Raw genomic sequence first — 23633 nt, forward strand, 5'->3', positions numbered from 1 at the left:
ATCCTCATGGCGTTCAATTTCATCAAAAAGGTCTTCACCTTCGGCCCCAAGCCGGAGGAAGAGCATGCGCCGGGGGCGGTCGAGACGAAAGCGCTCGAAACCGAGCTGGAGCCGCATTCGCGCGAGGAGAACCTTCCGGTTGCCGCGGACCTGGTTCCGGCGGAAGAGGTGGATACGGCCGGCGGGCCTGCCGATGACGTAGCTGAGGACGCCTCGATCGAGGAGCTTGCCGAGCAGGCCGAAGCGTTCACACCCGTTGAGGACGACGTTTCCGAGGTCTTGCCGCCTGAGATGCACGTAGGCGATGTGGGTCTTGTGCCGCTCTCGTTGCTTGAAGACGAAGCGGAGCTCGATACTCCTGCTGGAAGCACGCTGGGAGAGACGGTTCCTGTTGCGCCTTCCCTGCAGCCGGAAATCGGCGATGAGGCAGAGGATGATAGTGTCGCGGAACTAGCATCTCTCGGCGAAACCGAAGAGACGTCGGCTGCAGAGCTTACAGCTGAAGCCGATGTGGAACAGCAGCCTATCGCCGATCGGGCCTCTCCCACCGAGCATGAGGTATCTACGCCGGCGGAGGATGATAGCGTTTCCGGAGATATCTCCGCGACTCCCGTTCTTCCAAAGGGATTTGCCACCGGTCCCGCGGCTTCCGAGTCCGCGCCTCTGGTGCCGGCCTCAAGACTTTCCTGGTTCCAGCGCCTGCGCGCCGGCCTTGCCCGCACCTCGTCGCAACTTACCGGCCAGATCGCGGCCCTTTTTACCAAACGCAAGCTCGATGACGACACGCTGCAGGATCTCGAGGATCTGCTGATCCAGGCCGATCTTGGCGTCGAGACGGCCATGCGCGTCACCGATACGCTGGCCTCCGAGCGCTACGGCAAGGACGTCACCGGCGAGGATGTGAGCCGCATCATGGCAAGCGAGATCGCCAAGGTGCTGAAGCCGGTCGCCAAACCATTGCAGCTCGATCTCACCCACAAGCCGCATGTCATCCTCGTCGTCGGCGTCAACGGAACAGGCAAGACGACGACGATTGGCAAGCTAGCGGCCAAGCTCTCGGGCGCTGGCCTCAAGGTGATGGTTGCCGCCGGCGATACCTTCCGCGCCGCTGCCATCGAGCAGCTGAAGATCTGGGCCGACCGCACCAAGTCTGAATTCATCGGCACCAAGCTCGGTGCCGATGCGGCGGGTCTCGCCTACGATGCCTTCGAGCAGGCCAAGGCGAAGAAGTGCGATGTGTTGATCATCGATACCGCCGGCCGCCTGCAGAACAAGGCGGAGCTGATGGCAGAGCTCGAGAAGATCGTTCGGGTTCTCGGCAAGCTCGATCCGGATGCGCCGCATACGGTGCTGCAGACGCTCGATGCGACGACGGGGCAGAACGCCCTGTCGCAGGTGGAAATCTTCAGGAACGTTGCCGGCGTGAACGGACTGATCATGACGAAGCTCGACGGCACGGCGCGTGGCGGCATTCTCGTGGCGATCTCTGCCAAGCACAAGCTGCCGGTCTATTTCATCGGCGTCGGCGAAGGCGTCGATGATCTCGAGCCTTTCGAGGCCGAGGATTTCGCGCATGCCATTGCCGGGCTCGGCCAATAATGCCACAGATATGCCGACAAACACGGGCAAGCGTCTCGTGTGGCACAAACGGATTTGAGATAGAATGACGACAGAGAGCGATATCACCCCAAGCGCGGCCGACCGGCATCACCCGATGCTGAAGCTGGCGCTGGAGCTTGGCCCGCTGCTGATCTTCTTCTTCGCCAACCTGCGCGGCGCCTGGCTGGTCGAAAGGTTTCCGGCTCTGTCGGAGCTTGGCGGACCACTGTTCGTGGCGACGGCCCTCTTCATGGCGGCGACGGTGACCTCGCTGGTGGTCTCGAAGATCATTCTCGGGCATCTGCCGATCATGCCTTTCGTGTCGGGCATCGTGGTCGTCATCTTCGGATCGCTGTCGATCTACTTGCAGAACGAGACCTTCATCAAGATGAAGCCGACCATCGTCAACGCGCTCTTCGGCGTTGCGCTGCTGGGCGGCCTGGCTTTCGGCAAGTCGCTGCTCGGCTACGTCTTCAATGCGGCCTTTCAGCTCGATGCCGAGGGATGGCACAAGCTGACGATCCGCTGGGGGATCTTCTTCCTCTTCCTGGCGGTGCTGAACGAGGTCGTCTGGCGCAACTTCTCCGATGACTTCTGGATCGCCTTCAAGGTCTGGGGCACGATGCCGATCACCATCATCTTCACCATGGCGCAGATGCCGCTCATCATGAAGCACACTGTGACCTCGGCGGGAGAGACCGAGAAGTGACGACACTGGATACGGCAGAGAGAGCCAAGCACCAGACCTTCTGGTTCGCCGCATGCGGTGCGGTCCTGCTGATCCAGATCATCGCCGAATATATGATGGGCCGCACCCCCATCTGCACCTGCGGATACATCAAGCTTTGGGAAGGCACCGTCAATTCCAGCGGTAACTCTCAGCATATTTCCGACTGGTACACGCCGTCTCACATCATTCACGGCTTCATATTCTACGGCGTTACGCACCTTCTTTTGCGCGGCAAGCCGATTGCCATGCGGCTGCTTCTGGCGCTCGTCATCGAATCCGGCTGGGAACTGCTGGAAAATTCGCCTGTCATCATCGACCGCTATCGAACGGCGACGATCTCGCTCGACTATTACGGCGACAGCATCCTGAATTCGGCAATGGACACGATCTTCATGGTGATCGGGTTCTTCTTCGCCTCGCGGGCGCCGGTCGCACTGACGATCGCAATCGCGATCTTCTTCGAGCTTCTGACCGGCTACCTGATCCGCGACAACCTGACGCTCAACATGCTGATGCTGATCTGGCCCGTCGAGGCGATCAAGACCTGGCAGAGTGCGCTCTGATCAGGAGGCCGGCTTGCCGAGCGCCGTCTCCACGGCGGGGAAGAGGCCTTCCCTGAGACTGACATCGTCGAACGGGCCGACCCGCTTGTAGAGGATCGTGCCATCAGGGGCGACGAGATAGCTTTCGGGGATGCCGTAGACACCCCAATCGATGGCCGCCTGCCCTTTGGGATCGACGCCGATGGCGGCAAAGGGATTGCCGAGTTCGCCGAGGAAGCGAAGCGCGTTGTCGTTCTTGTCCTTGTAGTTGATGGCAACCACATTGAGCCGGCCGTCCTTTGCCAGTTGCATCAGGATCGGATGCTCGTCGCGACAGGGAATGCACCAGGAGGCGAAGACGTTGACGAGCGTCAGTTTTCCCTTGATGGCACTGTCGGTCAGCGCCGGCAGGTTGGCGCCTTCGAGCGGCGCAAGGTTCAGCGCCGGCGCCTTCGTGCCGATCAGTGCGGAGGGGATTTCCGAGATATTCTTGCCGTGGACGTCCTGATCATAGAGCATCTTTGCTGCGGTGGCTGCGATGCCGGCGAAGACAACCAACGGGATCAAGGCGACGGCATAGCGTCCAAATCCGCGCTTGGCGGAGTTCGTTTCAGGGGTGGTGCTCATTTGCCATCCGTTGTTCGCGCCGAGCGGCGGCGGATGCCGGAGGCTTCAAGGGCTGCCAGTTCCTTCCGGCGAGCGCGGCCATCGGCCCAGGTCCAAAGGGTAACCGCGGCCGCGACAAGGGCGGCAAAGCCGTAGGCGCCATAGACATAGAAAGCGTGTGTCATGACTATCCCTCGCGGCTTGCCAGGCGGGCGGCCAGTCGACGCTGAGCGGCGACGCGGCGACGCCAGATCTCGTTGCGGATCGCCATGATATGCAGCGTGAGGAAGAGCGCGGTGAATGCAACGGCCATCACCAGCAGCGGCCGCAGGAACTCGGGATCGATGGCCGGACCATCGAGGCGCAGCACACTCGCGGATTGATGCAGCGTATTCCACCATTCGACCGAAAACTTGATGATCGGGATGTTGACGAAGCCAACGAGAATGAGGACGGCGCTGACGCGGGCGGCCTTTGAAGGGTCGTCGATCGCGCGATTGAGGGCGATGAGCCCGAGATACATCAGGAACAGAACGAAGACGGAGGTGAGCCGGGCGTCCCAGACCCACCAGGTGCCCCACATCGGCTTGCCCCAGAGGGACCCAGTCACCAGGGCAATCAGCGTGAAGGCGGCGCCGAGCGGGGCTGCGGCCTTCGCCGACACATCCGCCAGCGGATGGCGCCAGACCAGCGTGCCGACGGCCGAGAGGCTCATGATCGTGTAGCCCATCATCGCCAGCCACGCGGCCGGCACGTGGACATACATGATGCGAACCGTTTCACCCTGCTGGTAGTCGCCTTCTGTCGTGAAGCTGAGATACAGCCCCACGATAAAACAGAGGGCCGTGAAACCGGCCATCCACGGGAGGATGCGTGCGGCCAGCGCCAGAAACCGTGTCGGATTGGCGAGATCGCTGAATTTCGTGATGGCAAGGCTCGTTTCGCTCATGCCGTTTTCCATACCGCGATATGCCTGACGCCGCAATCGAGTGCCCGATCAATCCGACGTGTGACGCAGCGCAAGCGCGGCAGCCACCGGTCCGATCACCGCGAAGAAGAGGGTCAGCGCCATCAGGATGAGGAAGGGCGGCAGAAAGGGCGATGGCCCCTCGACCGCCGCGTAAGTGGCACTGACGCCGAAGATCAGCACGGGGATCGTCAGCGGCAGCACCAGAATCGACACCAGCAGACCGCCACGCGGCAAGGCGACGGCAACGGCAGCGCCGACGGCACCGATGAAGGTAATCGCGGGAGAACCGACGAGCAGCGTCAGCATGGTCGCGCCGATGGCGGTCTCGCTCATATTCATGAAGAGGCCAAGCAACGGCGAGGCGATAACCAGCGGCAGGCTGGTGGCGACCCAGTGCGCCAGGCATTTGACGAGCACCGTCAGCACCAGCGGCGTTTCCTGCATCAGCATCAGATCGAGTGAGCCATCATCGCGCTCGGCTTGAAACAGGCGGTCAAGACCGAGCAGCGCCGCAAGCAGCGCACCGATCCAGACGATTGCCGGGCCGATGCGGGACAACAGTGCGAGATCGGGCCCGACACCGAAGGGGATGACCGCGACAATGGTCAAGAAAAAGAGAACGCCGATCAGCGCGCCGCCGCCGGCGCGTATCGAAAGCTTGAGGTCTCGCAGAAGCAGGGCAGTCATTCCCACACTCCCGGTCCGGCGTGGGCAAATCCCGCCATCCGCAGTTCCTGCGCGCCTTCCAGTCCTAGCGGCTGGTGGGTTGCCGCGAGCACGATGCCGCCGTTGCAGCGATGCGCTTCAACAAGCTCGGCAAACAGACGGTCGCCGCTTTTATCCAGCGCGGCAGTCGGCTCATCAAGGATCCAGACCGGCCGGTGGGCGATAAGCAGCTTGGCGAAGGCGAAGCGGCGCTGCTGACCGGCGGAGAGGTAGCCGAACGGGAGGTGCGTGATGCCCTCGAGACCGACCGCCTCGGCTGCCTCGTCGATCGAGACGGTGGAAGCGCCATGGCTATCGCCAAGAAAGCACCGCCAGAAATCGAGGTTTTCGGCGACCGTCAACTCGCTCTTCATAGCATTGCGGTGACCGAGATAATGGCTGATTTCCCCGACGCGCCCGTGTGTGTTGCCGAGCGAATCGGTGAAGCTGACCGAGCCCTTTTCCTGATGCAGCAAACCGGCGACGACGCGCAGCAAAGTTGACTTTCCCGATCCATTTTTTCCTGTCAAAACCAGTGCTTCGCCCGATTCCAGGCGAAAGGACAGGCCTTCAAAAATCAGGTCTTCGCCCCGGCGCGCAGCCAGATTGGCAGCCTCAAGATGCATGACTTTTCCGTGGTTTAATTTTTCAGTCATCGCAATGCAAAAAAATCCGAAATGGGTCACGCACTCTCTGGCACCTTTCATAGAAATTATCTATAAGACCCGCAACCACGCCAGCGGTCGGCGTGAATTTCATCCTTGCGCCGAACATGGGCTTCGCTCCACGTGCGGACAGCGGAAATGGCCGTACCCGCATCCTGATGTGCATTACGTGCATAGGCGTCCGCACGATTGTGTTCGCTATCAGAAACGGGGTCTCTCGTGTCTAAATCTCTTGACAGCTTTAATTGTCGTTCCACGCTTTCCGTGAACGGTAAGGACTACGTCTACTACAGCCTGCCCAAGGCTGAGGCGAATGGCCTTCCGGGCGTTTCGAAGCTTCCCTATTCGATGAAGGTTCTGCTCGAGAACCTGCTTCGCTTCGAAGACGGTCAGTCGGTGACGAAGGACCACATCCTTGCTGTTGCCGAATGGCTGAACAACAAGGGCGCTGTCGAAAACGAAATCGCCTATCGCCCGGCGCGCGTGCTGATGCAGGACTTCACGGGCGTTCCTGCCGTCGTCGACCTCGCCGCGATGCGCGACGCGATGGTGTCGCTCGGTGGCGACCCAGAGAAGATCAACCCGCTGGTTCCCGTCGACCTCGTCATCGACCACTCGGTTATCGTCGACGAATTCGGTACGCCGCAGGCATTTGCCAAGAACGTCGAGCTGGAATACCAGCGCAACGGCGAGCGCTACCGCTTCCTGAAGTGGGGCCAGCAGGCATTCAAGAACTTCCGCGTCGTTCCTCCGGGCACCGGCATCTGTCACCAGGTCAACCTCGAATATCTCGGCCAGACCGTTTGGACGAAGGAAGAGGACGGCGAGACGATCGCTTATCCGGATACCTGCGTCGGCACCGACTCGCACACGACGATGATCAACGGCCTTGGCGTTCTCGGCTGGGGCGTCGGCGGTATCGAAGCGGAAGCGGCCATGCTCGGTCAGCCGGTCTCGATGCTCCTGCCTGAAGTCATCGGCTTCAAACTCACCGGCAAGCTCAAGGAAGGCGTCACCGCGACCGATCTCGTGCTGATGGTCGTGCAGATGCTGCGCAAGAAGGGCGTTGTCTCGAAGTTTGTTGAATTCTTCGGCCCTGGCATGGACAACATACCGCTCGCCGACCGCGCGACCATCGGCAACATGGGTCCGGAATACGGCGCGACCTGCGGCTTCTTCCCGGTTGACGGCGAAACCATCAACTACCTCAACATGTCCGGCCGCAGTAAGGACCGTATCGCTCTCGTCGAAGCCTACTCAAAGGCACAGGGCATGTGGCGCGAAGGCGATGGTTCGGACCTCGTCTTCACAGATACGCTGGAACTCGACCTCGGCGACGTTGTGCCTGCCATGGCCGGCCCGAAGCGTCCTGAAGGCCGTATCCCGCTCGAAAACATCGCTTCCGGTTTCGCCGGCTCGATGGACACCGATTACAAGAAGCCCGGCCAACTCTCGAACCGGTATGCGGTCGAAGGCACCGACTTCGATCTCGGCCATGGCGACGTGGCGATTGCCGCCATCACCTCCTGCACCAACACCTCCAACCCGTCGGTTCTGATCGCTGCCGGTCTTCTTGCCCGCAACGCCGTTGCCAAGGGCCTGAAGTCCAAGCCGTGGGTCAAGACCTCGCTGGCACCGGGATCGCAGGTCGTTGGTGAGTATCTGGCGAAGTCCGGCCTGCAGGCCGACCTCGACAAGCTCGGCTTCAACCTCGTCGGCTTCGGTTGCACGACCTGCATCGGCAACTCCGGTCCGCTGCCGGCGCCGATCTCGAAGACGATCAACGACAAAGGCCTGATCGTTTCAGGCGTGCTCTCGGGCAACCGCAACTTCGAAGGCCGTATTTCTCCGGATGTTCAGGCGAACTACCTGGCTTCGCCTCCGCTCGTCGTTGCCTACGCGCTGGCCGGCACGGTCCAGAAGGATCTGACCAAGGAGCCGATCGGTGAAGACCAGAACGGCAACCCTGTTTATCTCAAGGACATTTGGCCGACCTCGCACGAAGTGCAGGACTTCATCCAGAAGTACGTCACCCGCGAACTTTACGAAACGAAGTACGCCGACGTCTTCAAGGGTGATGAAAACTGGCAGGCCGTCAACGTTCCGGCCGGACAGACCTATGCCTGGGATGACAAGTCGACCTACGTGCAGAACCCGCCCTACTTTGTGGGCATGGGCAAGACCGGCACCGGCATCTCCGATATCAAGGGTGCGCGCGTTCTCGGCCTTTTCGGCGACAAGATCACCACCGACCACATTTCGCCTGCCGGTTCGATCAAGGCTGCGTCTCCGGCCGGTGCTTACCTGCTTGAGAACCACGTCGGTGTTGCCGACTTCAACCAGTACGGCACGCGTCGCGGCAACCATGAAGTCATGATGCGTGGCACGTTCGCCAATATCCGTATCCGCAACCACATGCTCGGCCCGAACGGCAAGGAAGGTGGCTACACCATCCACTATCCGTCGAAGGAAGAGGAATCGATCTATGACGCGGCTATGCAGTATAAGGCCGAGGGCGTTCCGCTCGTCATCTTTGCTGGCGTCGAGTACGGCAACGGCTCGTCCCGCGACTGGGCCGCGAAGGGCACCAACCTGCTCGGCGTAAAGGCGGTCATTGCACAGTCCTTCGAGCGTATTCACCGATCGAACCTGGTCGGCATGGGCGTCATCCCCTTCGTCTTCGAAGAGGGCACGACGTGGCAGAGCCTCGGCCTGAAGGGTGACGAGATGGTCACCATCGAAGGTCTCGAGAACATCAAGCCGCGCGAAAAGAAGATTGCCAAGATCACCTACGGGGACGGCACCGTGAAGGAAGTTCCGCTGCTGTCGCGCGTCGATACGCTCGACGAAGTGGTCTACCTCAACAACGGTGGCATCCTGCAGACGGTTCTGCGCGATCTCGCTGCCTGATTGTTAACAGACTTGCATGACAATGACCGCCGGAAAGAGATTTCCGGCGGTCTTTTTGTTTGAGCACGAGGTATTAGATGCCCAGTCACGCTGATGTGTTTCAGCTTGGCTTCTCCGAAGCTTGGTCTCACCCCTTCGTGACTTTCCGTTTAGATCGAGAACCATTATCTCTACGTTCAGACATCGGAACCTGCGGCGAAGGGTGGCGGTGGTTGCTGAAGAAAAGGTGCAGTGAATGTCCCCGCGGTTTCTGATTTCTCTGGTTGCAGGTGTGGCGCTTGCCGGCCCACTGTTTGCCCAGGACGCGCCAAAAGGCGTGGTCGAACTCTTCACCTCGCAGGGATGTTCTTCTTGTCCTCCAGCCGATGCGGCTTTCCGCAAGATTGTCGAGGCTGGCGGCGTTATCGCCCTCGCTTATCACGTCGACTACTGGAACTACATGGGCTGGGCCGATACGCTGAGTTCGAAGGAAAACACCGAGCGCCAGTATGGCTACGCGCAGACCATGGGCCGCGCCAATGTCTATACGCCGCAGGTTATCGTCAATGGTCGTGACCATGTGGCAGGGGCCGATCTGGGCGCGATCAATAAGAAGATCGATAGCTATGCAGCCGAAGGCAAGGGATTGTCGGTGCCGGTCACCGCACAGATGCGCGACGACCAACTCGAGATCAAGATTGGCGCGGGCCAGGGCAAAGCCAATGTCGTCATGGTCTATTTCAACCGGGAGAAGACCATCGAGGTCGAGAAGGGCGAAAACAGCGGTCAGAAGATTGCTTATCTGAACAGCGTTGCCGATGTCGAAACCGTCGGCATGTGGGAGGGCAAGGAAACGAGCTTGACGCTGCCGGCCAGCGTGATGCAGAAGCCGGATCTTGAGGGCTGCGCGATTCTACTTCAATCCTCCACCGCCGACGGCAATCCATCGGCGATTCTCGGAGCGACGGTCGTCATGGCTGGGAAGAATATCTGACCGTTTCATCTGCCTTGCGGATGGAAAACGGGGCGGCCCGGCTGATCGTATTCGGGGCTGGGGTTAAGGTCGATACGGTCAGCCGGGCCCTTTGGCGCGCTGGCGCCAAACTCGCACAAAACCTTTTCAGCAGACCGAATCCGGCAAAAAGATCATGCGCAAATCAGGTGCGACGCGGGTCCGAACGGCCCCGCGGCGCAGTCGTGAGGGAATTTCTCCTCCAAATGAGGCGCTGTTTTGACTGAATTGCGGCGCTCGGGAGATTGCACAGACTATGATTAATGTGACTGATCGCCCGCTTGCAATTTGTAAACGCTAAGGCAAACTGTCATGTACCCGTCACAAGCGGAGGCACAGGGAGACTGATGACAGATCAGCCGGATTTGCGGCGCGGCGAGAGCCGGTCAGCCGACAACAGTTCCTCAGTCGTCGTAGATCTCAAGGAATACAAGCAGAGCAAGGATCCAGCGCCGGTCACATTCCACCGACGCGAGCTCGACGCGATTTTATGGATTTATGGCCGCATGGTCGGCGAGGGCGAGTGGCGGGACTATGCGATCGATCATCTGAAGGATCGTGCCGTCTTCTCCGTTTTCAAGCGATCAGGTGAAATGCCACTCTTTCGCATCGAGAAGAATCCGAAGCTCACTGCCAAGCAGGGTGCTTATTCCGTTATCAATACGCACGGCGTTATCCTGAAGCGTGGGCACGAACTCCCCCAGGTTCTGAAGGTCTTCAACAAGGCGTTGAAGCTGGTCGAGAAGTAGCTCGAGCTCAGGCCTTGAACAGCGTGCCTGGATAGGTCGAGGCATCGGGGTCGGTCGCCGCCCCATAACCCAGGGCACGCTGCATGATCATCGTGTCGAGCCAGCGACCGTGCTTGTAGCCTGTTGCCTTGAGTCGGCCGGTTTCTGCAAAGCCCAATGTCTGATGCAGGGCAATGGATGCCGGATGCGCGCCGCCGATCACGGCCACCATCTGGCGAAAGCCGAGATCGGTGCAGCGTTGGATCAGTTCGGCGAGCAGCAGCCTTCCAATTCCCTTGCCGCGCGCTTCCGGCCCCAGGTAGATCGAATCCTCGACCATCCAGCGATAGGCCGGCCGCGTGCGGAAGGCCGAGGCGTAGGCGTAACCAAGCAGCCCGCCATTCTCATCGATCGCGGCGATGTAGGGGTAGCTCTGGCCCGTGATTGCGGAAAATCGTGCCGCCATCTCGCTCTCGTCCGGTGGGACGATCTCGTAGCTTGCGACACCGTTCAGTACGGATTCGCGATAGATGGCCGTGATGGCAGGGAGGTCGGATGAGGAAGCGTCGCGGAGGAAGATGGGCATTCGGTCGGCCGGCAGATATGACGATGGACTCTTCCAGAAATCATCCTCGGCATGATCGAGCAACAAAAAAGGCGGCCGAAGCCGCCTTTTTCGATAACGTTCCTGTTCCTTATTTGCGGTCGCCCATGAACTGCAGGAGGAACATGAAGAGGTTGATGAAGTCCAGATACAGGGTCAGTGCGCCCATGATTGCCTTGCGGCCGGCAACTTCCGCGCCGTCTGCTGCGTAGTACATTTCCTTGATGCGCTGCGTGTCGTAGGCGGTAAGGCCTGCGAAGATCAGCACGCCGATCACGGAGACCGCGAACTGCAGGGCAGACGATGCCAGGAAGATGTTCACGATCGACGCGATGATCAGGCCGAAGAGACCCATGATCAGGAACGAGCCCATCGCGGAGAGATCACGCTTGGTCGTGTAGCCGTAAAGCGACAGCGCACCAAAGGAGGCGGCCGTCACGAAGAACGTCTGCGTGATGCTCGACTGCGTGTAGACCAGGAAGATCGACGAAAGCGACAGGCCCACCAGCGCGGCGTAGACCCAGAAGGTCGTCTGCGCGGCGGCAACGCTCATCCGGTTAATCCTGAAGCTCAGGAAGAACACGGCAGCCAGCGGTGCAAGGATGATCACCCAACGGAGCGGCGACTGGAAAAGCAATACGCCAAACTGCGTCAGCTGGCCGTCCTGGACGGCGAAATTGAAGCCCAGATAGGCGGCTACACCCGTGATCGCCAAACCCAGCGCCATCAGGTTGTAGACCTTGAGCATATAGCTGCGCAGGCCCTGGTCGATCATCTCGCCAGTCTGTACGCGGCCTTGGTAATTACGAAGGTCAGCCATAGTTTCCTCTTATAAGCTCCGGTGTGGACACGGTGGCGGGTCAACGACCCGGGCGCCGCTGCGGAGCCCAGCATGCCTGCACACAATATGAGCCTTTCGGCTTTCGCAAACAAGGCCCTTGCAACCCGCGATCGGGTTAAATCGCCGTAAGGTGAAGGAAATTTCTCCGTTTGATCAATCAGAGTTCGCGCAAAACGGGTGCCGCTTTCTGGCCGAGGATGCGCCAGGTGCCGATGAGTCCGATACCAACGGTCAGGACCAGAGCCGTCACAAGTGTCAGGCCGGCAACATCGGGCAGGAAGTGCGAGGGGATGCGCATGATCCGGGCGGTGATGAACCAGGCCGCAACGCCGCCGGCAAAAAGGGCGAAGACTGCGGTCGCCGCCCCAAGGATCAAATATTCGTAGCAGAAGGCACGGATCAGCATTCGCCTCGTCGCGCCGAGTGTCTTGAGGACGACCGCGTCATGGGTACGGGCGCGGTTACCGGCGGCCAGCGCGCCGGCCAGAACCAGGACCGAGGCGATCAGCGCAACGGAGGCGGCGGCGCGGATCGCCGTCGCCAACTGCGCCACCAGCGTGTTGACGATGTCGATCGCGTCCTTGACCCGCACGCTTGTGATGGTCGGATACGTGTTTGTAACGGACTTCAAGATCGCGGCCTCCTGGCCAGAGGTCGCCGTCGGGTCGGTGAGCGTCGCGAGCCAGGCGTGCGGGGCGCCGCGAAATGTATTCGGCGAGAAGATCATCACGAAGTTGATGGAAAGCGACTCCCACTCGACCTTGCGCAGGCTCGCAATCCTCGCGGTGATGTTGCGGCCGAGCACGTTGACGGTGACGGTGTCACCGATCTTCAGGCCGAGTTCATTTGCCTCCTCGGCAGAGAAGGAGACGAGCGGTTCGCCGCTATAGTCCTTCGGCCACCATGATCCCTCGGTCAGCAATGCATTTTCCGGCAGCGCTTCCGAATAGGTGATGCCGCGGTCGCCACGCAGCACCCACTGGCCGCCGGGCGGAACCTTGCGCTTGGTAACGTCCTCGCCGTTGAAGGCGAGGATCCGGCCGCGCAGCATCGGCACTTCGACCAGTTTGCCATCCGGCGAACCGGCTTTGACGACGCTGCGAAATGTCTCGAGTTCCGACCCCTGAATGTCCACGAAGAAAAAATTCGGCGCGCCGGCGGACATGCGCCCGGTCAGTTGCTGGCGCATGTTGCCGTCGATGAGGGTGAGCGTCACGAGCAGTGCGAGGCCAAGACCGAGAGACAGGACGACGGAGGGCGTCAGTGCGCCAGGCCGGTGGATGTTGCCGATTGCGAGCCGCAAGGCTGGCGAATTCACCCGCGGGCTGCGGCGCGCCAGCCAAGCAATGCCGGCTGCGACAAGCCGCAGGATCACGAAAGCGAAGGCGATCGCGCCGACAAAGACCATCGCGATGAAACGATCATACGCGGTTACGACGGCAAGGCCGGCAAGGGCAACAAGAAAGGTCGCAGCGAGAAGGATGTAGGGCCAGGAAGGCAAGCCCCGCGCCTCGAAGCCCTGCTCGCGGAACAGGGCCGTTGCCGGAACCTCTCGTGAGTGCCCGAGCGGCATGATGGCAAAGGCCAGCGTTGTCAAAATACCGAAAAGGACTGCGAGGGCCAGAGCCCCGGGGTAGAACGTCAGAGCCGTGGAGACCGGCAGGAACTGCGCCAGAAATTGCGACGCTACGATTGGCGCCAGCGCCCCGATGACGAGGCCTATCACCATCCCGCCCAAGGCAATGATGGCGATCTGGAAGAGGTAGATCAACACGACAGTCGCGGCAGGCGCCCCAAGGCACTTGAAGGTCGCGATCGTCGTGCGCTTGGAATCGAGGAAGGCACGCACGGCATTCGCGACGCCGACACCACCGACGATCAGGGCTGTCAGTCCGACCAGCGTCAGGAACTGCGAGAAACGCTCAATGTTCTCCGTCAGCGCAGGGGCTGCCCGGTCGCTGGTGCGGATCGACCAGCCGGCGGATGGAAACTCCTTGCCGGCCCGATCGCGCAGCGTGGATCTTTCGGCCGGGTTGTCCATGCGAATCTTGTAGGCATGCTCGACCAGGCTACCGGTCTGGATGAGGCCGGACGCCTTCAGCGCTTCCCTGCTCACAAGCAGCCGGGGCGCGAAACCAAACCCTTCCGAAACCGCGTCCGGCTCCGTCTTGACGGTACCGGTGATGTTCAGAATGACATTGCCGAGGAGGATCTCATCTCCGATGGAGAGGCCGAGCCGATCCAGCAGAAGCGGAGCGGCCACCGCGCCATAGGTGCCGCTCTGCCCCGACAGAAGCGCGTGCAGCGGATAATTCGGTTCGGCCGCGAAGGTGCCGTAGAGCGGATAGGCGCCATCGACTGCCTTGACCTCGACCAGCGCCTGATCCGAGCCGTCGGGCTTGCGCGCCATCGAGCGCAGGCCTGTCGACACCGATACTTTGCCGAAGCCGCGCAGGAAGTCCATTTCGGCTTCCGTCGCCTCGCGATTGTTGAGCTCGAAGCGTGCGTCGCCAGCCAGAATCTCCTGACCTTGCGTGGCGATCGTGTTGGTGATGGACTGCGAAACCGAGTTGACGGCTGCAATCGCGCCGGTGCCGAGAGCGATGCAGGCCAGAAAGATGTAGAAGCCGCGAAGCCCGCCGCGCAGCTCGCGGAGCGCGAGACGAAAGGCGAGGGAGACGCGCGGGGTCAGCAATGTCATGCAATCGCCGCCTCAGGCTGGACAGGCGCGCTATCGCTCTCGATCTGGCCCGAACGAACCCGAATCTGCCTGGAGCAGCGTTTGGCGAGCGCGGTGTCGTGGGTGACGAGCAGCAGCGTCATCCCCCGCTCGGCCTGTTTGGAAAACAGGAGATCCGCAATCTGCCGGCCGGTGTCGGTGTCGAGATTGCCGGTGGGTTCGTCGGCGATCAGCAGCGCCGGTGACGGTGCGAGCGCGCGTGCAATCGCCACCCGTTGCTGTTCGCCGCCGGAAAGCTGGCCGGGATAGTGGTTCAACCGATCGCCAAGCCCGACGGATTTCAATTCACGGCGGGCGATTTCGAACGGATTGGGAAGGTTGGCAAGCTCCAGCGGCACAGCCACGTTTTCCAGGGCCGTCATGTTGGCGATCAGGTGGAAGGATTGGAAGACGATACCGATATTGCGGCCGCGGAAGTCGGCCATCTGGTCTTCACTCAGGGCATGTAGCGGTGTGCCGCTGACATTGATTTCGCCACTATCGAGTCTTTCCAGCCCTGCGAGCACCATCAGCAACGTCGATTTTCCGGAACCCGATGGTCCGACGATGCCAACCGACTCTCCGGTGCCGATCGTGAGGTCGATGCCCTTCAAAACATGGACGGAGGCGGCGGCGCTGCCAAGCGTCAAATCGGCGCGCTTCAACTCGATGATGGTTTTTGCCAACAGTATTCGCCCTATATAGATGCCGATTGTCTTGCCAATCTAGGGAAAGCGGAATGAGTTTTAAAGTTGCCGGCCTTCACATCGCCGTCATTGTTGCGACGATGGCCTTTGCGGTCGTAGCCAATGCAAAGACAATCAGCCTGGTCGGTTTTGGCGACAGCCTTATGGCGGGCTACCAACTCCCTCCCGGAGATGGCTTTCCAGAAAAGTTGCAAGCAGCCCTGACAGCCAAGGGTGTCGACGTATCGATCGCGAACGCGGGCGTGTCCGGCGACACGACGGCCGGTGGTCTTGCGCGAATCGATTGGTCGGTCCCCGACGGCACCGATGGCGTGATTCTCGAACTGGGCGGCAATGATGCCCTGCGCGGCATCCCTCCGGAGGAAAGTGAAAAGAACCTCGATCAGATAATTGCTCGGCTAAAGGAACGTGGTGTTGCGGTCCTTCTCGTCGGTATGCTGGCGCCGCCGAACATGGGCGGCGACTATGCGGGGCGCTTCAACTCGATCTACGCGAAACTCGCGCAAAAACATGGCGTTGCGCTATATCCCTTCTTTCTCGACGGTGTCGCGCTCGATGCCGGTCTGAAGCTTGAGGATGGGATGCACCCGAACAGCAAAGGGATCGATGTGATGGTCGAAAAGATGGAGCCGGCTATCACGCAATTCTTAGGAACGATTTCTACTGTGAAGAATTAGGGACTTGCGCAGGTGTTCAATGCGTGATTCCGTGTGAGCACCTGCAAAAGATTCGGGGAGTGCTCGTTATGCCGAGACTGTTTACCGCCCTCGAAATTCCGCGCAATGCCGCGATGAGCCTCTCATTGCTGCGCGGTGGTCTCCCTGGTGCAAGATGGATCGATGTGGAAAACTACCACATCACTTTGCGCTTCATCGGCGATGTCGATGGACGCACGGCAGACGAAATTGTCGATCGGCTCGACCGCATCGACCGGCCCGAATTCCAGATACGTCTCGATGGTATCGGCGCATTCGGGTCCAAAAAACCGCATTCGGTGTGGGCCGGCGTCTCGTCTTCACCCGAGATGTACGCCCTCCAGGCCGAAATCGAGCGGATCTGCCAGCGCATCGGATTGCCGCCTGATCCCCGCAAGTTCACGCCGCATGTCACGCTGGCGCGGTTGAAGTCGTCGCGGGTCGACGATGTCGTGCACTATCTCGCCGGGCGTGGAAACTTCCAGACTTCGGCCTTCACCGTTCCGCGCTTCGTTCTGCTGTCGTCAAGGGAATCGGTCGGCGGTGGGCCTTATTTGACGGAGGAGATCTTCCCTCTCCACGAGGCATTGTCGGTGCCCAGCGTCTCGAGCAGCTTCCTGCAGCCGGCAAAGAGCCTGGCGTAGACGCGTTCGAAGCCGTCGCTGTCGCCGAAATAGGGGTCGGGTATATCCTCGCCGCTTGCCAAAGCGAAATCGCCGAACAGGCGGATATTTGCGGCTCCCGGGCTCATGCGATGCAGTTCGGCGACATTTGCGCGATCCATCGCGAGGATCAGGTCGAAGCCGCTGAAATCCTTCATCCTGATCTGACGGGCGCGTTGCCGGGAAATGTCGATCCCGTGGCCTCTGGCAGTTGCGATCGAGCGCCGATCCGGATGCTCGCCCTCGTGCCAGCCGCCGGTGCCGGCCGAGTCGATCTCAAAACGATCGGCAAAGCCGGCCACATCGACGAGGTGCGAGAAGATCCCCTCGGCAAGAGGCGAGCGGCAGATATTGCCCATGCAAACAAACAGGATGCTAATGCGTTTCATCTGTGGTCCATGACGGAAGAGAAGGGACAATCGCATGAAACGGGAAAAACTGGAACGGCAAGCAATCGCTGCCGAGCTCGCCAAGCTTGACGACTGGTCGCTCGACGCTGCCGGCACGGCGATATCGCGAAGCTTCAAGTTTCGCAATTTCGTTGAGGCGTTCGGCTTCATGACCGAAGCGGCACTTGCTGCGGAACGGCTCAATCACCATCCCGAATGGTTCAACGTCTATTCGCGCGTCGATGTAAAGCTTAACACCCATGACGCCGGCGGCTTGACGGAGCTCGATTTCAAGCTGGCGGCAGCGATGGAGAAGGCGGCGGCGCGCCGACTTGATTGAATCCGGTGCCGCCGTCACCATATGTGCGCGTGAAAGAGAGGACCAATCGGAATGGACGACGTCAAATTCGGTGAGATCCTGCTGCCGGGCGACGATGATACGCAAAGCCGGCGCGAAGAGACAGTGCGCAAGAAATTCTGGCCGACCTTCAAGAAGGCCGTACGGCAGATCCCGTTCGCGCGTGATGTCGTCGCTGCATTCTACTGCGCGATGGATCCCCAGACGCCGACAAGGGTGCGCGGCGTTCTGCTGGCGGCACTCGCCTATTTCGTCATGCCTGTTGACATGATCCCTGATGTTTTTGCCGTGATCGGGTTTTCGGATGACGTAGCGGTCCTTTCCGCGGCCTTCGCCATGGTCAGCAGGCATCTGAAACCGAAGCACTATGAAGCAGCGGACCGTGCGCTCGCCGATAAGCCTGAAGGCATGAAGACGATCTAGCGTTACCTCAGGCGCCCTCGGCCTCCAGAACCTTTCGGAGCTTTCCGAAGGCAAGCCGGATGCGGGATTTTACCGTCCCGAGCGGCAAGCCGGTCGCCTCGGCGATTTGCGAATGGGATTGGCCGAGAAAGAAGGCGGCGCGGAGCATCTCCCGCTGTTCTTCCGGGAGTCGGCTGACAGCGGCGCGAATATGGGCATCGCGATCGTCGTTTACGAGGATCTCGTCTGCGCCGCTTTCCGCGACCGGCTGCAATGCAGGGTCTGCCTGGTCCAGTGTGCGCGCTTTGGCCCGGCGCTGGAGATCGATCCGACGGTTGCGGGCGATGCGAAAAAGCCAGGTCGACAGAGAGGATCGCGCTGGATCGTAAAGCTCGGCTTTGTGCCAGAGCACGATCATCACTTCCTGAACAAGCTCCTCGGCCTCGCCGCTCGACATTCTTTGGCGCAGCAACCACGATTTGAGGCGCGGTGCGAAGTAATCGAACAGCACGGTGAATGCCTCCTGGTCGCGGCGTTCCGCAACGGCCCTTGCGAGGGCGGCGAAGCGCTGTTTCTCTTCGGCATCCATGTCTGGCCTAAAGCCCCCTGGCTCAGCGAATTCTCCAGCGGATTTCTAATACTTATTGACGTACAACGGTTTCTGAAAAGGTCAAACTCTTGCCTGAATCTTTATGTCTTAGATTCATCCGTGACGTTGATCCGTGTGCGCACGCGGCATCACTTCATTACGGGCGAGGCGCCGCGTCCGATGTTGACACTTGGGTGAGAATGGAACAGGCAGGGACTTCTAGCAGTCCCCGTTGACGCTTTGGTAACCTGAATTAAGTCAAAATAAAGCAGATCGTGATTATGCGCCGCCCGTTCGCTTCGGGCTCGAATCGCAAGAACCGGCAGGATATCCATGTTTCTTAGAAGTACCGCAATCGCCATTTCCCTCGTTCTCGCCGGCGCCGGCATTGCATCCGCTCAGACCAAGAAGTCGCAGCCCGCGGCGCAGCCACAGGCAGCGCAGCCGCAGGCTACTCCGGCTTCGACAGCGCCGACACGGATCCAGCAGTTCCAGGCTTGGGGCGCCTATTCCTACAAGTCCGGCGCGAACACTGTCTGCTACGTTCTGTCCGTACCCACGGAAAAGAAGCCGGCCGGCATCGATCACGGCGACAACTTCTTCATCGTCTCTCAGCGCCCCGGCCAGAACATTTCCTACGAGCCGCAGGCAATGATGGGCTACACCGTCAAGGAGAACTCGAAGATCGATGTCGTGATCGACAACAAGACCTTCGTGATGTTCACCAAGGACAAGGCCGGCTGGGTCGAGAACGCAGCTCAGGAGCCGGCGCTCGTCGCGGCGATGAAGGGGGGCCATTCGATGACGGTCAACGCGACATCGCGCAAGGGCACGTCGACCTCCTACAGCTACTCGCTGTCCGGCATTTCTGCTGCATTAAAGCAGGTTGAAGGCTGCAAGTAAGCCTCCTGTTACGGTGACGAAATTTCAGGAGGCCGGCCTTGTGTCGGCCTTCGTCGTTTCCATCTATAGTGACGCGCGGCGAAAATGATGCTAAAGGCCCGCGCTACAGCGGATAGATTGCGGCTTTGCCGCCCGGTCCGCATTCAATTTCTGCCATCATGCCTGTCGTGCCCGCAAGTCATCCGGCTTACCGGGGCGATTGCATGCTGAATTCGGGATAAGAGACTATGTCCGTCATGGATGCGATGACTGTTACGAAGCCTGCCGGCGTGTTGCCGCAGCTCGACGCCGGCCAGAAACCCTCGCTGATCGGCTTGAGCCGCGAAGAGATGGGTGCTGCGCTGCGCGAAAAGGGCGTGCCGGACAAGCAGATCAAGATGCGCGTTGCCCAGCTCTGGAACTGGATCTACGTGCGCGGCGTCTCCGATTTTGATCACATGACGAATGTCGCCAAGGACATGCGCGAGATGCTGAAGCAGCATTTCACCATCGCGCGTCCTGATATCGTCGAGGAGCAGGTGTCCAACGATGGCACCCGCAAGTGGCTGCTGCGTTTCCCGCCGCGCGGGGCGGGGCGACCGGTCGAGATCGAGGCCGTCTACATCCCGGAAGAGGGTCGCGGTACGCTTTGCATCTCCAGCCAGGTGGGCTGCACGTTGACCTGCTCTTTCTGTCATACCGGAACGCAGCGTCTGGTGCGGAATTTGACGGCTGAGGAAATACTCTCGCAGCTTCTGCTGGCTCGCGATCGGCTGGGCGACTTCCCGGACCGTGAAGCGCCGCAGGGCACCATCATGCCGGCGGAAGGCCGCAAGGTCAGCAACATTGTGATGATGGGCATGGGCGAGCCGCTCTACAATTTCGACGCCGTGAAACAGGCGTTGCTGATCGCCACCGATGGCGACGGCTTGTCGCTCTCGAAGCGCCGCGTGACGCTGTCGACGTCAGGCGTCGTGCCCGAGATTTTCCGCACCGGCGACGAGATCGGCGTGATGCTCGCAATCTCACTGCATGCCGTGCGCGACGACCTGCGCGATATTCTCGTGCCGATCAACAAGAAATATCCGCTGAAGGAGCTGATCGACGCGTGCCGGAGGTATCCCGGCCTGTCGAACGCCCGCCGCATCACCTTCGAATATGTGATGCTGAAGGACGTCAACGACAGCCTCGAGGACGCCAAGGGCCTCGTCCAGCTGCTAAAGGGCGTGCCGGCGAAGATCAACCTCATTCCGTTCAACCCGTGGCCGGGCACCAACTACCAGTGTTCCGACTGGGCGCAGATCGAGAAGTTCGCCGATTTCATCAATTCGGCCGGCTATGCCTCGCCGATCCGCACGCCACGCGGCCGCGACATTCTCGCGGCCTGCGGTCAGCTGAAGTCGGAGTCGGAGCGCATGCGCAAGACCGAGCGGCTGGCCTTCGAGGCGATGATGATCGCCAACCATGGCGCCGACGACTGATCAGCAAGTTTGATCCGTTCAGTGTTTTCTAATGATTGATTTCATGGCCTGCTTTTCCTAGAAGCGGGCCAAAATCATGTCTGGAGGATACCCAATGCGTTCAATTCTGTTTGCTGTTGCGGCCACGCTGGCCCTGACCCTTCCTGCCAAGGCCGAAGACGTGACCGTCGCGGTCACGGCGATCGTCGAGCATCCGGCGCTTGACGCCGCACGCAAGGGTGTCCTCGATGTGCTGACGGCCGCCGGCTACAAGGAAGGCGAGAACCTGAAGTTCATGTTCGAGTCGGCCCAGGGCAACCCGGCGACGGCTGCGCAGATCGCCCGCCAGTTCGCCGGCGAGGGCCCGAACGTTATCGTTCCGATCTCCACGCCATCAGCGCAAGCTGTCGTTTCCGCAACGCGCGACATTCCGGTTGTCTTCACGGCCGTTTCCGATCCACTCGGCGCCCAGCTCGTCAAGAACATGGACAAGCCCGGCGGCAACGTCACCGGCCTGTCCGACATGTCGCCGGTTGCCGAGCACGTTGCGCTGATCAAGGAAATCCTGCCGAACGCCAAGACGATCGGCTACCTCTACAACTCAGGTGAAGCCAACTCGGTATCGCTGCTCGCAGTCCTGAAGACGGAAGCAGAGAAGGCCGGTCTCAAGGTTGTCGAATCCGCCGCCACCAAGTCCGCCGAAGTGCAGGGCGCTGCTCGCGCGCTCGTCGGACGTGCCGATGCGATCTACGTTCCTACCGACAACACCATCATCTCGGCACTCGAAGGCGCCGTTGCCGTTGCCGAGGAAGCCAAGCTGCCGCTCTTCACGGCGGATACCGATTCCGTTTCGCGCGGCTCGGTCGCGGCGCTCGGCTTCAACTACTACGATGTCGGCAAGCAGACGGGCGAAATCGTCGTTCGCATCCTCAAGGGTGAAAACCCGGGCGACATTCCGGTGAAGGTTGCTGCCGGCAGCGACCTGGTAGTCAACAAGGGTGCAGCCGCCAAGATGGGCGTCACGCTTCCGGAAAGCGTCTTGAAGCGCGCGACGAAGACGATCGACTGATCGCAGCATATTTGGGAGAAACCAGCCATCCAGCCGCTCCCGTTTAACGCGGGGGCGGCTGATGGTATTAAAAACTTGGGTCCGGTAACAGGCGGACGGAGTCAGAAGAAAGGGCATGAGCCTTGAGTCAGATCGCATTCTGGGGAGCCGTGGAGCTGGGGCTGGTTTATGCCTTCGTGGCGCTCGGCGTTTACCTCGCATTTCGTGTGCTGGATTTTCCGGATCTGACGGTTGACGGCTCCTTTCCTCTCGGTGCTGCCGTAACGGCGGTGTTGATCATCGCTGGCGTCAATGCCTGGCTTGCTGCGCTTATCGCCATGGTCGCGGGTGCTGCGGCAGGTCTCGTTACCGCGATGCTCAATGTGCGGTTCAAGATCCTCAACCTGCTTGCGTCGATCCTGACGATGATCGCGCTGTTCTCGGTCAACCTGCGCGTCATGGGCAAGCCCAACGTCGCGCTGATCAATGCGGATACGATGATCAGCCCGTTCTTCGGCCATGGCCTGCGGGATTTCTATGTTCGACCGCTCTTCGTCGGCGTTCTTGTGGTGGTTGCCGTGATCGTCGTTTGGCGCTTCCTTGAAAGCGACTCGGGTCTGGCGATGCGCGCGACGGGTGCGAATGCTCGCATGGCGCGCGCGCAGGGCGTCGACACAAGCCGGCAGATCTATCTCGGCATGGCGATCTCGAATGCGCTGGTTGCCTTCGGTGGCGCGCTCTTCGCGCAAACCAACGGTTTTGCGGACGTTACTTCGGGCGTTGGAACGATCGTCGTCGGTCTTGCGGCTGTCATCATCGGCGAAACGCTGCTCGGTCGTCGTGGCCTGCTGATCGCGCTGGTCGGTTGCGTGCTCGGCTCCATCCTCTACCGTATCGCCATCCAGCTGGCACTCTCGACCGATGTCATCGGGCTGCAGGCGTCGGACCTTAATTTCGTGACGGCCGTTCTGGTTACAATAGCGCTTATTCTTCCCCGTCTTCGCCGCGGAGGTGCCGCATCGTGATCACGCTCAAGGACATCAAGGTCGTCTTCGGCAAGGGCACGCCGCTGCAGAAACAGGCGCTGAACGGCGTCAGCCTGACCATCGAGGAAGGTTCGTTCGTCACCGTTATCGGTTCGAACGGCGCCGGCAAATCGACGCTGCTTGGCGTTCTTGCCGGTGATGTTCTCGCGAGCGAAGGCCAGGTTCTCATTGGCCATAACGATGTCACGCGCAAATCGACGGCCGCTCGCGCGGGCCTCGTTGCCCGTGTCTTCCAGGATCCGTTGACGGGAAGCTGCGGCTCGCTGTCGATCGAGGAAAATCTTGCGCTTGCGGCGCGTCGTGGTGAAAGGCGCGGGCTCGTATCAGCGCTCGGTCCGAAGCGGCGCGAACATTTCCGCGATCGGATTGCCGAGCTCAATCTCGGTCTCGAGAATCGGATGCGGGACCGCATGGACCTGCTATCGGGTGGTCAGCGTCAGGCGGTGTCGCTTGTGATGGCGACGCTTGCCGGCTCCGAAGTGCTGCTGCTCGACGAGCATACGGCAGCGCTCGACCCTGGCATGGCAGAGTTCGTCATGGGCCTCACGCAGAAGATCGTCTCGGAGCGCAAGCTGACGACGCTGATGGTCACGCACTCCATGCGGCAGGCGCTCGATTATGGTCACCGGACGATCATGCTGCATGGTGGCGAGATCGTTCTCGACGTCAGCGGCGACAGCCGCAAGACGCTGCAGGTCGAAGACCTGATCGCGATGTTCCGCAAGATGCGCGGCCAGACCCTGGACGATGACGCGCTGCTGATCGGCTGAGGATAGACAGCTTCC

26 protein-coding genes are annotated in these 23633 nt (G+C 60.5%); 15 read left to right on the forward strand and 11 right to left on the reverse strand.

Annotation, left to right across the window (positions count from 1 at the left end):
• The first annotated feature begins 6 nt into the window (after positions 1-6).
• The 3 genes from ftsY (at position 7) to AS026_RS29795 (ending at position 2892) form a co-directional block, all read left to right on the forward strand.
• Positions 7-1599, forward strand: a complete 1593-nt coding sequence (gene ftsY / locus AS026_RS29785) for a signal recognition particle-docking protein FtsY (RefSeq protein ID WP_062374089.1) — start codon at positions 7-9, stop codon at positions 1597-1599.
• 64 nt (positions 1600-1663) lie between these two features.
• Positions 1664-2308: a septation protein A gene (locus AS026_RS29790; RefSeq protein ID WP_062374092.1), complete on the forward strand. Its 645-nt coding sequence runs from the start codon at positions 1664-1666 to the stop codon at positions 2306-2308.
• The gene (locus AS026_RS29795; protein ID WP_062374094.1) at positions 2305-2892 is read left to right on the forward strand and encodes a DUF2585 domain-containing protein; all 588 of its coding nucleotides are present in this window, start codon (positions 2305-2307) and stop codon (positions 2890-2892) included. The genes AS026_RS29790 and AS026_RS29795 overlap by 4 nt, the downstream gene beginning before the upstream one ends.
• On the opposite strand, the gene AS026_RS29800 is transcribed toward AS026_RS29795, so the two are convergent.
• Genes AS026_RS29800 through ccmA form a run of 5 tightly spaced genes read right to left on the reverse strand, consistent with a single transcriptional unit; the run spans position 2893 to position 5778 of the window.
• The gene (locus AS026_RS29800; RefSeq protein ID WP_062374097.1) at positions 2893-3498 is read right to left on the reverse strand and encodes a DsbE family thiol:disulfide interchange protein; all 606 of its coding nucleotides are present in this window, start codon (positions 3496-3498) and stop codon (positions 2893-2895) included.
• Positions 3495-3662, reverse strand: coding sequence for a heme exporter protein CcmD (gene ccmD / locus AS026_RS29805; RefSeq protein ID WP_062374100.1), 168 nt, complete (start codon positions 3660-3662; stop codon positions 3495-3497). The genes AS026_RS29800 and ccmD overlap by 4 nt, the downstream gene beginning before the upstream one ends.
• A gap of 2 nt (positions 3663-3664) precedes the next feature.
• Positions 3665-4426, reverse strand: a complete 762-nt coding sequence (locus AS026_RS29810; RefSeq protein WP_018855811.1) for a heme ABC transporter permease — start codon at positions 4424-4426, stop codon at positions 3665-3667.
• 48 nt (positions 4427-4474) lie between these two features.
• Entirely contained in the window at positions 4475-5134 is a 660-nt protein-coding gene (ccmB, locus tag AS026_RS29815; protein ID WP_018855810.1) for a heme exporter protein CcmB, read from the reverse strand.
• Positions 5131-5778, reverse strand: a complete 648-nt coding sequence (gene ccmA, locus AS026_RS29820; RefSeq protein WP_062374102.1) for a heme ABC exporter ATP-binding protein CcmA — start codon at positions 5776-5778, stop codon at positions 5131-5133. Before ccmA ends, ccmB begins: the two co-directional genes overlap by 4 nt.
• A gap of 258 nt (positions 5779-6036) precedes the next feature.
• Here ccmA and acnA point away from each other — a divergent pair, with 258 nt between their 5' ends.
• The 3 genes from acnA (at position 6037) to AS026_RS29835 (ending at position 10467) form a co-directional block, all read left to right on the forward strand.
• Entirely contained in the window at positions 6037-8727 is a 2691-nt protein-coding gene (gene acnA, locus AS026_RS29825; RefSeq protein WP_062374105.1) for an aconitate hydratase AcnA, read from the forward strand.
• A gap of 235 nt (positions 8728-8962) precedes the next feature.
• On the forward strand, positions 8963-9700 hold the full coding sequence (locus AS026_RS29830; protein ID WP_018855807.1) for a DUF1223 domain-containing protein: 738 nt from the start codon (positions 8963-8965) through the stop codon (positions 9698-9700).
• Between the two features lie 365 nt (positions 9701-10065).
• Entirely contained in the window at positions 10066-10467 is a 402-nt protein-coding gene (locus AS026_RS29835; protein ID WP_018855806.1) for a DUF2794 domain-containing protein, read from the forward strand.
• A 7-nt stretch (positions 10468-10474) separates the two neighbouring features.
• On the opposite strand, the gene AS026_RS29840 is transcribed toward AS026_RS29835, so the two are convergent.
• The 4 genes from AS026_RS29840 to AS026_RS29855 all read right to left on the reverse strand — a co-directional run bounded on the left by AS026_RS29840 (position 10475) and on the right by AS026_RS29855 (position 15296).
• Complete coding sequence (locus AS026_RS29840) at positions 10475-11032, reverse strand: GNAT family N-acetyltransferase (RefSeq protein ID WP_062374263.1); 558 nt, start codon at positions 11030-11032, stop codon at positions 10475-10477.
• A gap of 109 nt (positions 11033-11141) precedes the next feature.
• Positions 11142-11870 carry a Bax inhibitor-1/YccA family protein gene (locus tag AS026_RS29845; RefSeq protein WP_062374108.1) on the reverse strand — a complete coding sequence of 243 codons (729 nt, stop codon included), beginning with the start codon at positions 11868-11870 and terminating at the stop codon, positions 11142-11144.
• A gap of 178 nt (positions 11871-12048) precedes the next feature.
• Entirely contained in the window at positions 12049-14592 is a 2544-nt protein-coding gene (locus AS026_RS29850; protein ID WP_062374111.1) for an ABC transporter permease, read from the reverse strand.
• Positions 14589-15296: an ABC transporter ATP-binding protein gene (locus AS026_RS29855; protein WP_025658149.1), complete on the reverse strand. Its 708-nt coding sequence runs from the start codon at positions 15294-15296 to the stop codon at positions 14589-14591. Before AS026_RS29855 ends, AS026_RS29850 begins: the two co-directional genes overlap by 4 nt.
• 53 nt (positions 15297-15349) lie before the next feature.
• On the opposite strand from AS026_RS29855, the gene AS026_RS29860 reads away from it, so the two are divergent.
• Both AS026_RS29860 and thpR read left to right on the forward strand, forming a co-directional pair.
• Positions 15350-15994, forward strand: coding sequence for an arylesterase (locus AS026_RS29860; protein ID WP_025658150.1), 645 nt, complete (start codon positions 15350-15352; stop codon positions 15992-15994).
• 68 nt (positions 15995-16062) lie between these two features.
• Positions 16063-16656 (forward strand): RNA 2',3'-cyclic phosphodiesterase, encoded by a 594-nt coding sequence (thpR, locus tag AS026_RS29865; RefSeq protein ID WP_025658151.1) that lies wholly within the window; start codon positions 16063-16065, stop codon positions 16654-16656.
• Here thpR and AS026_RS29870 read toward each other — a convergent pair.
• Positions 16563-17063 (reverse strand): low molecular weight protein-tyrosine-phosphatase, encoded by a 501-nt coding sequence (locus AS026_RS29870; RefSeq protein ID WP_062374114.1) that lies wholly within the window; start codon positions 17061-17063, stop codon positions 16563-16565. The two genes, thpR and AS026_RS29870, sit on opposite strands and share 94 nt — an antisense overlap.
• 34 nt (positions 17064-17097) lie before the next feature.
• On the opposite strand from AS026_RS29870, the gene AS026_RS29875 reads away from it, so the two are divergent.
• On the forward strand, positions 17098-17403 hold the full coding sequence (locus AS026_RS29875) for a 4a-hydroxytetrahydrobiopterin dehydratase (protein ID WP_062374116.1): 306 nt from the start codon (positions 17098-17100) through the stop codon (positions 17401-17403).
• A gap of 51 nt (positions 17404-17454) precedes the next feature.
• The gene (locus tag AS026_RS29880) at positions 17455-17844 is read left to right on the forward strand and encodes a YkvA family protein (protein ID WP_018855797.1); all 390 of its coding nucleotides are present in this window, start codon (positions 17455-17457) and stop codon (positions 17842-17844) included.
• A gap of 7 nt (positions 17845-17851) precedes the next feature.
• Here AS026_RS29880 and AS026_RS29885 read toward each other — a convergent pair whose 3' ends face one another.
• Complete coding sequence (locus AS026_RS29885) at positions 17852-18412, reverse strand: sigma-70 family RNA polymerase sigma factor (RefSeq protein WP_025658153.1); 561 nt, start codon at positions 18410-18412, stop codon at positions 17852-17854.
• Positions 18413-18745: 333 nt separating this feature from the next.
• Between AS026_RS29885 and AS026_RS29890 the strand changes: the two genes are divergently transcribed.
• The 5 genes from AS026_RS29890 to AS026_RS29910 all read left to right on the forward strand — a co-directional run bounded on the left by AS026_RS29890 (position 18746) and on the right by AS026_RS29910 (position 23618).
• Complete coding sequence (locus tag AS026_RS29890; RefSeq protein ID WP_025658154.1) at positions 18746-19315, forward strand: invasion associated locus B family protein; 570 nt, start codon at positions 18746-18748, stop codon at positions 19313-19315.
• Positions 19316-19542: 227 nt separating this feature from the next.
• Complete coding sequence (gene rlmN, locus AS026_RS29895) at positions 19543-20775, forward strand: dual-specificity RNA methyltransferase RlmN (protein WP_062374120.1); 1233 nt, start codon at positions 19543-19545, stop codon at positions 20773-20775.
• 94 nt (positions 20776-20869) lie between these two features.
• Positions 20870-21823: an ABC transporter substrate-binding protein gene (locus AS026_RS29900; RefSeq protein WP_062374122.1), complete on the forward strand. Its 954-nt coding sequence runs from the start codon at positions 20870-20872 to the stop codon at positions 21821-21823.
• Positions 21824-21945: 122 nt separating this feature from the next.
• Positions 21946-22827 carry an ABC transporter permease gene (locus AS026_RS29905; RefSeq protein ID WP_016556625.1) on the forward strand — a complete coding sequence of 294 codons (882 nt, stop codon included), beginning with the start codon at positions 21946-21948 and terminating at the stop codon, positions 22825-22827.
• Positions 22824-23618 (forward strand): ABC transporter ATP-binding protein, encoded by a 795-nt coding sequence (locus tag AS026_RS29910; protein ID WP_025658157.1) that lies wholly within the window; start codon positions 22824-22826, stop codon positions 23616-23618. The genes AS026_RS29905 and AS026_RS29910 overlap by 4 nt, the downstream gene beginning before the upstream one ends.
• Positions 23619-23633: the final 15 nt, after the last annotated feature.

Source organism: Rhizobium altiplani, assembly GCF_001542405.1.
In the GTDB taxonomy this organism is placed as follows: domain Bacteria; phylum Pseudomonadota; class Alphaproteobacteria; order Rhizobiales; family Rhizobiaceae; genus Rhizobium; species Rhizobium altiplani.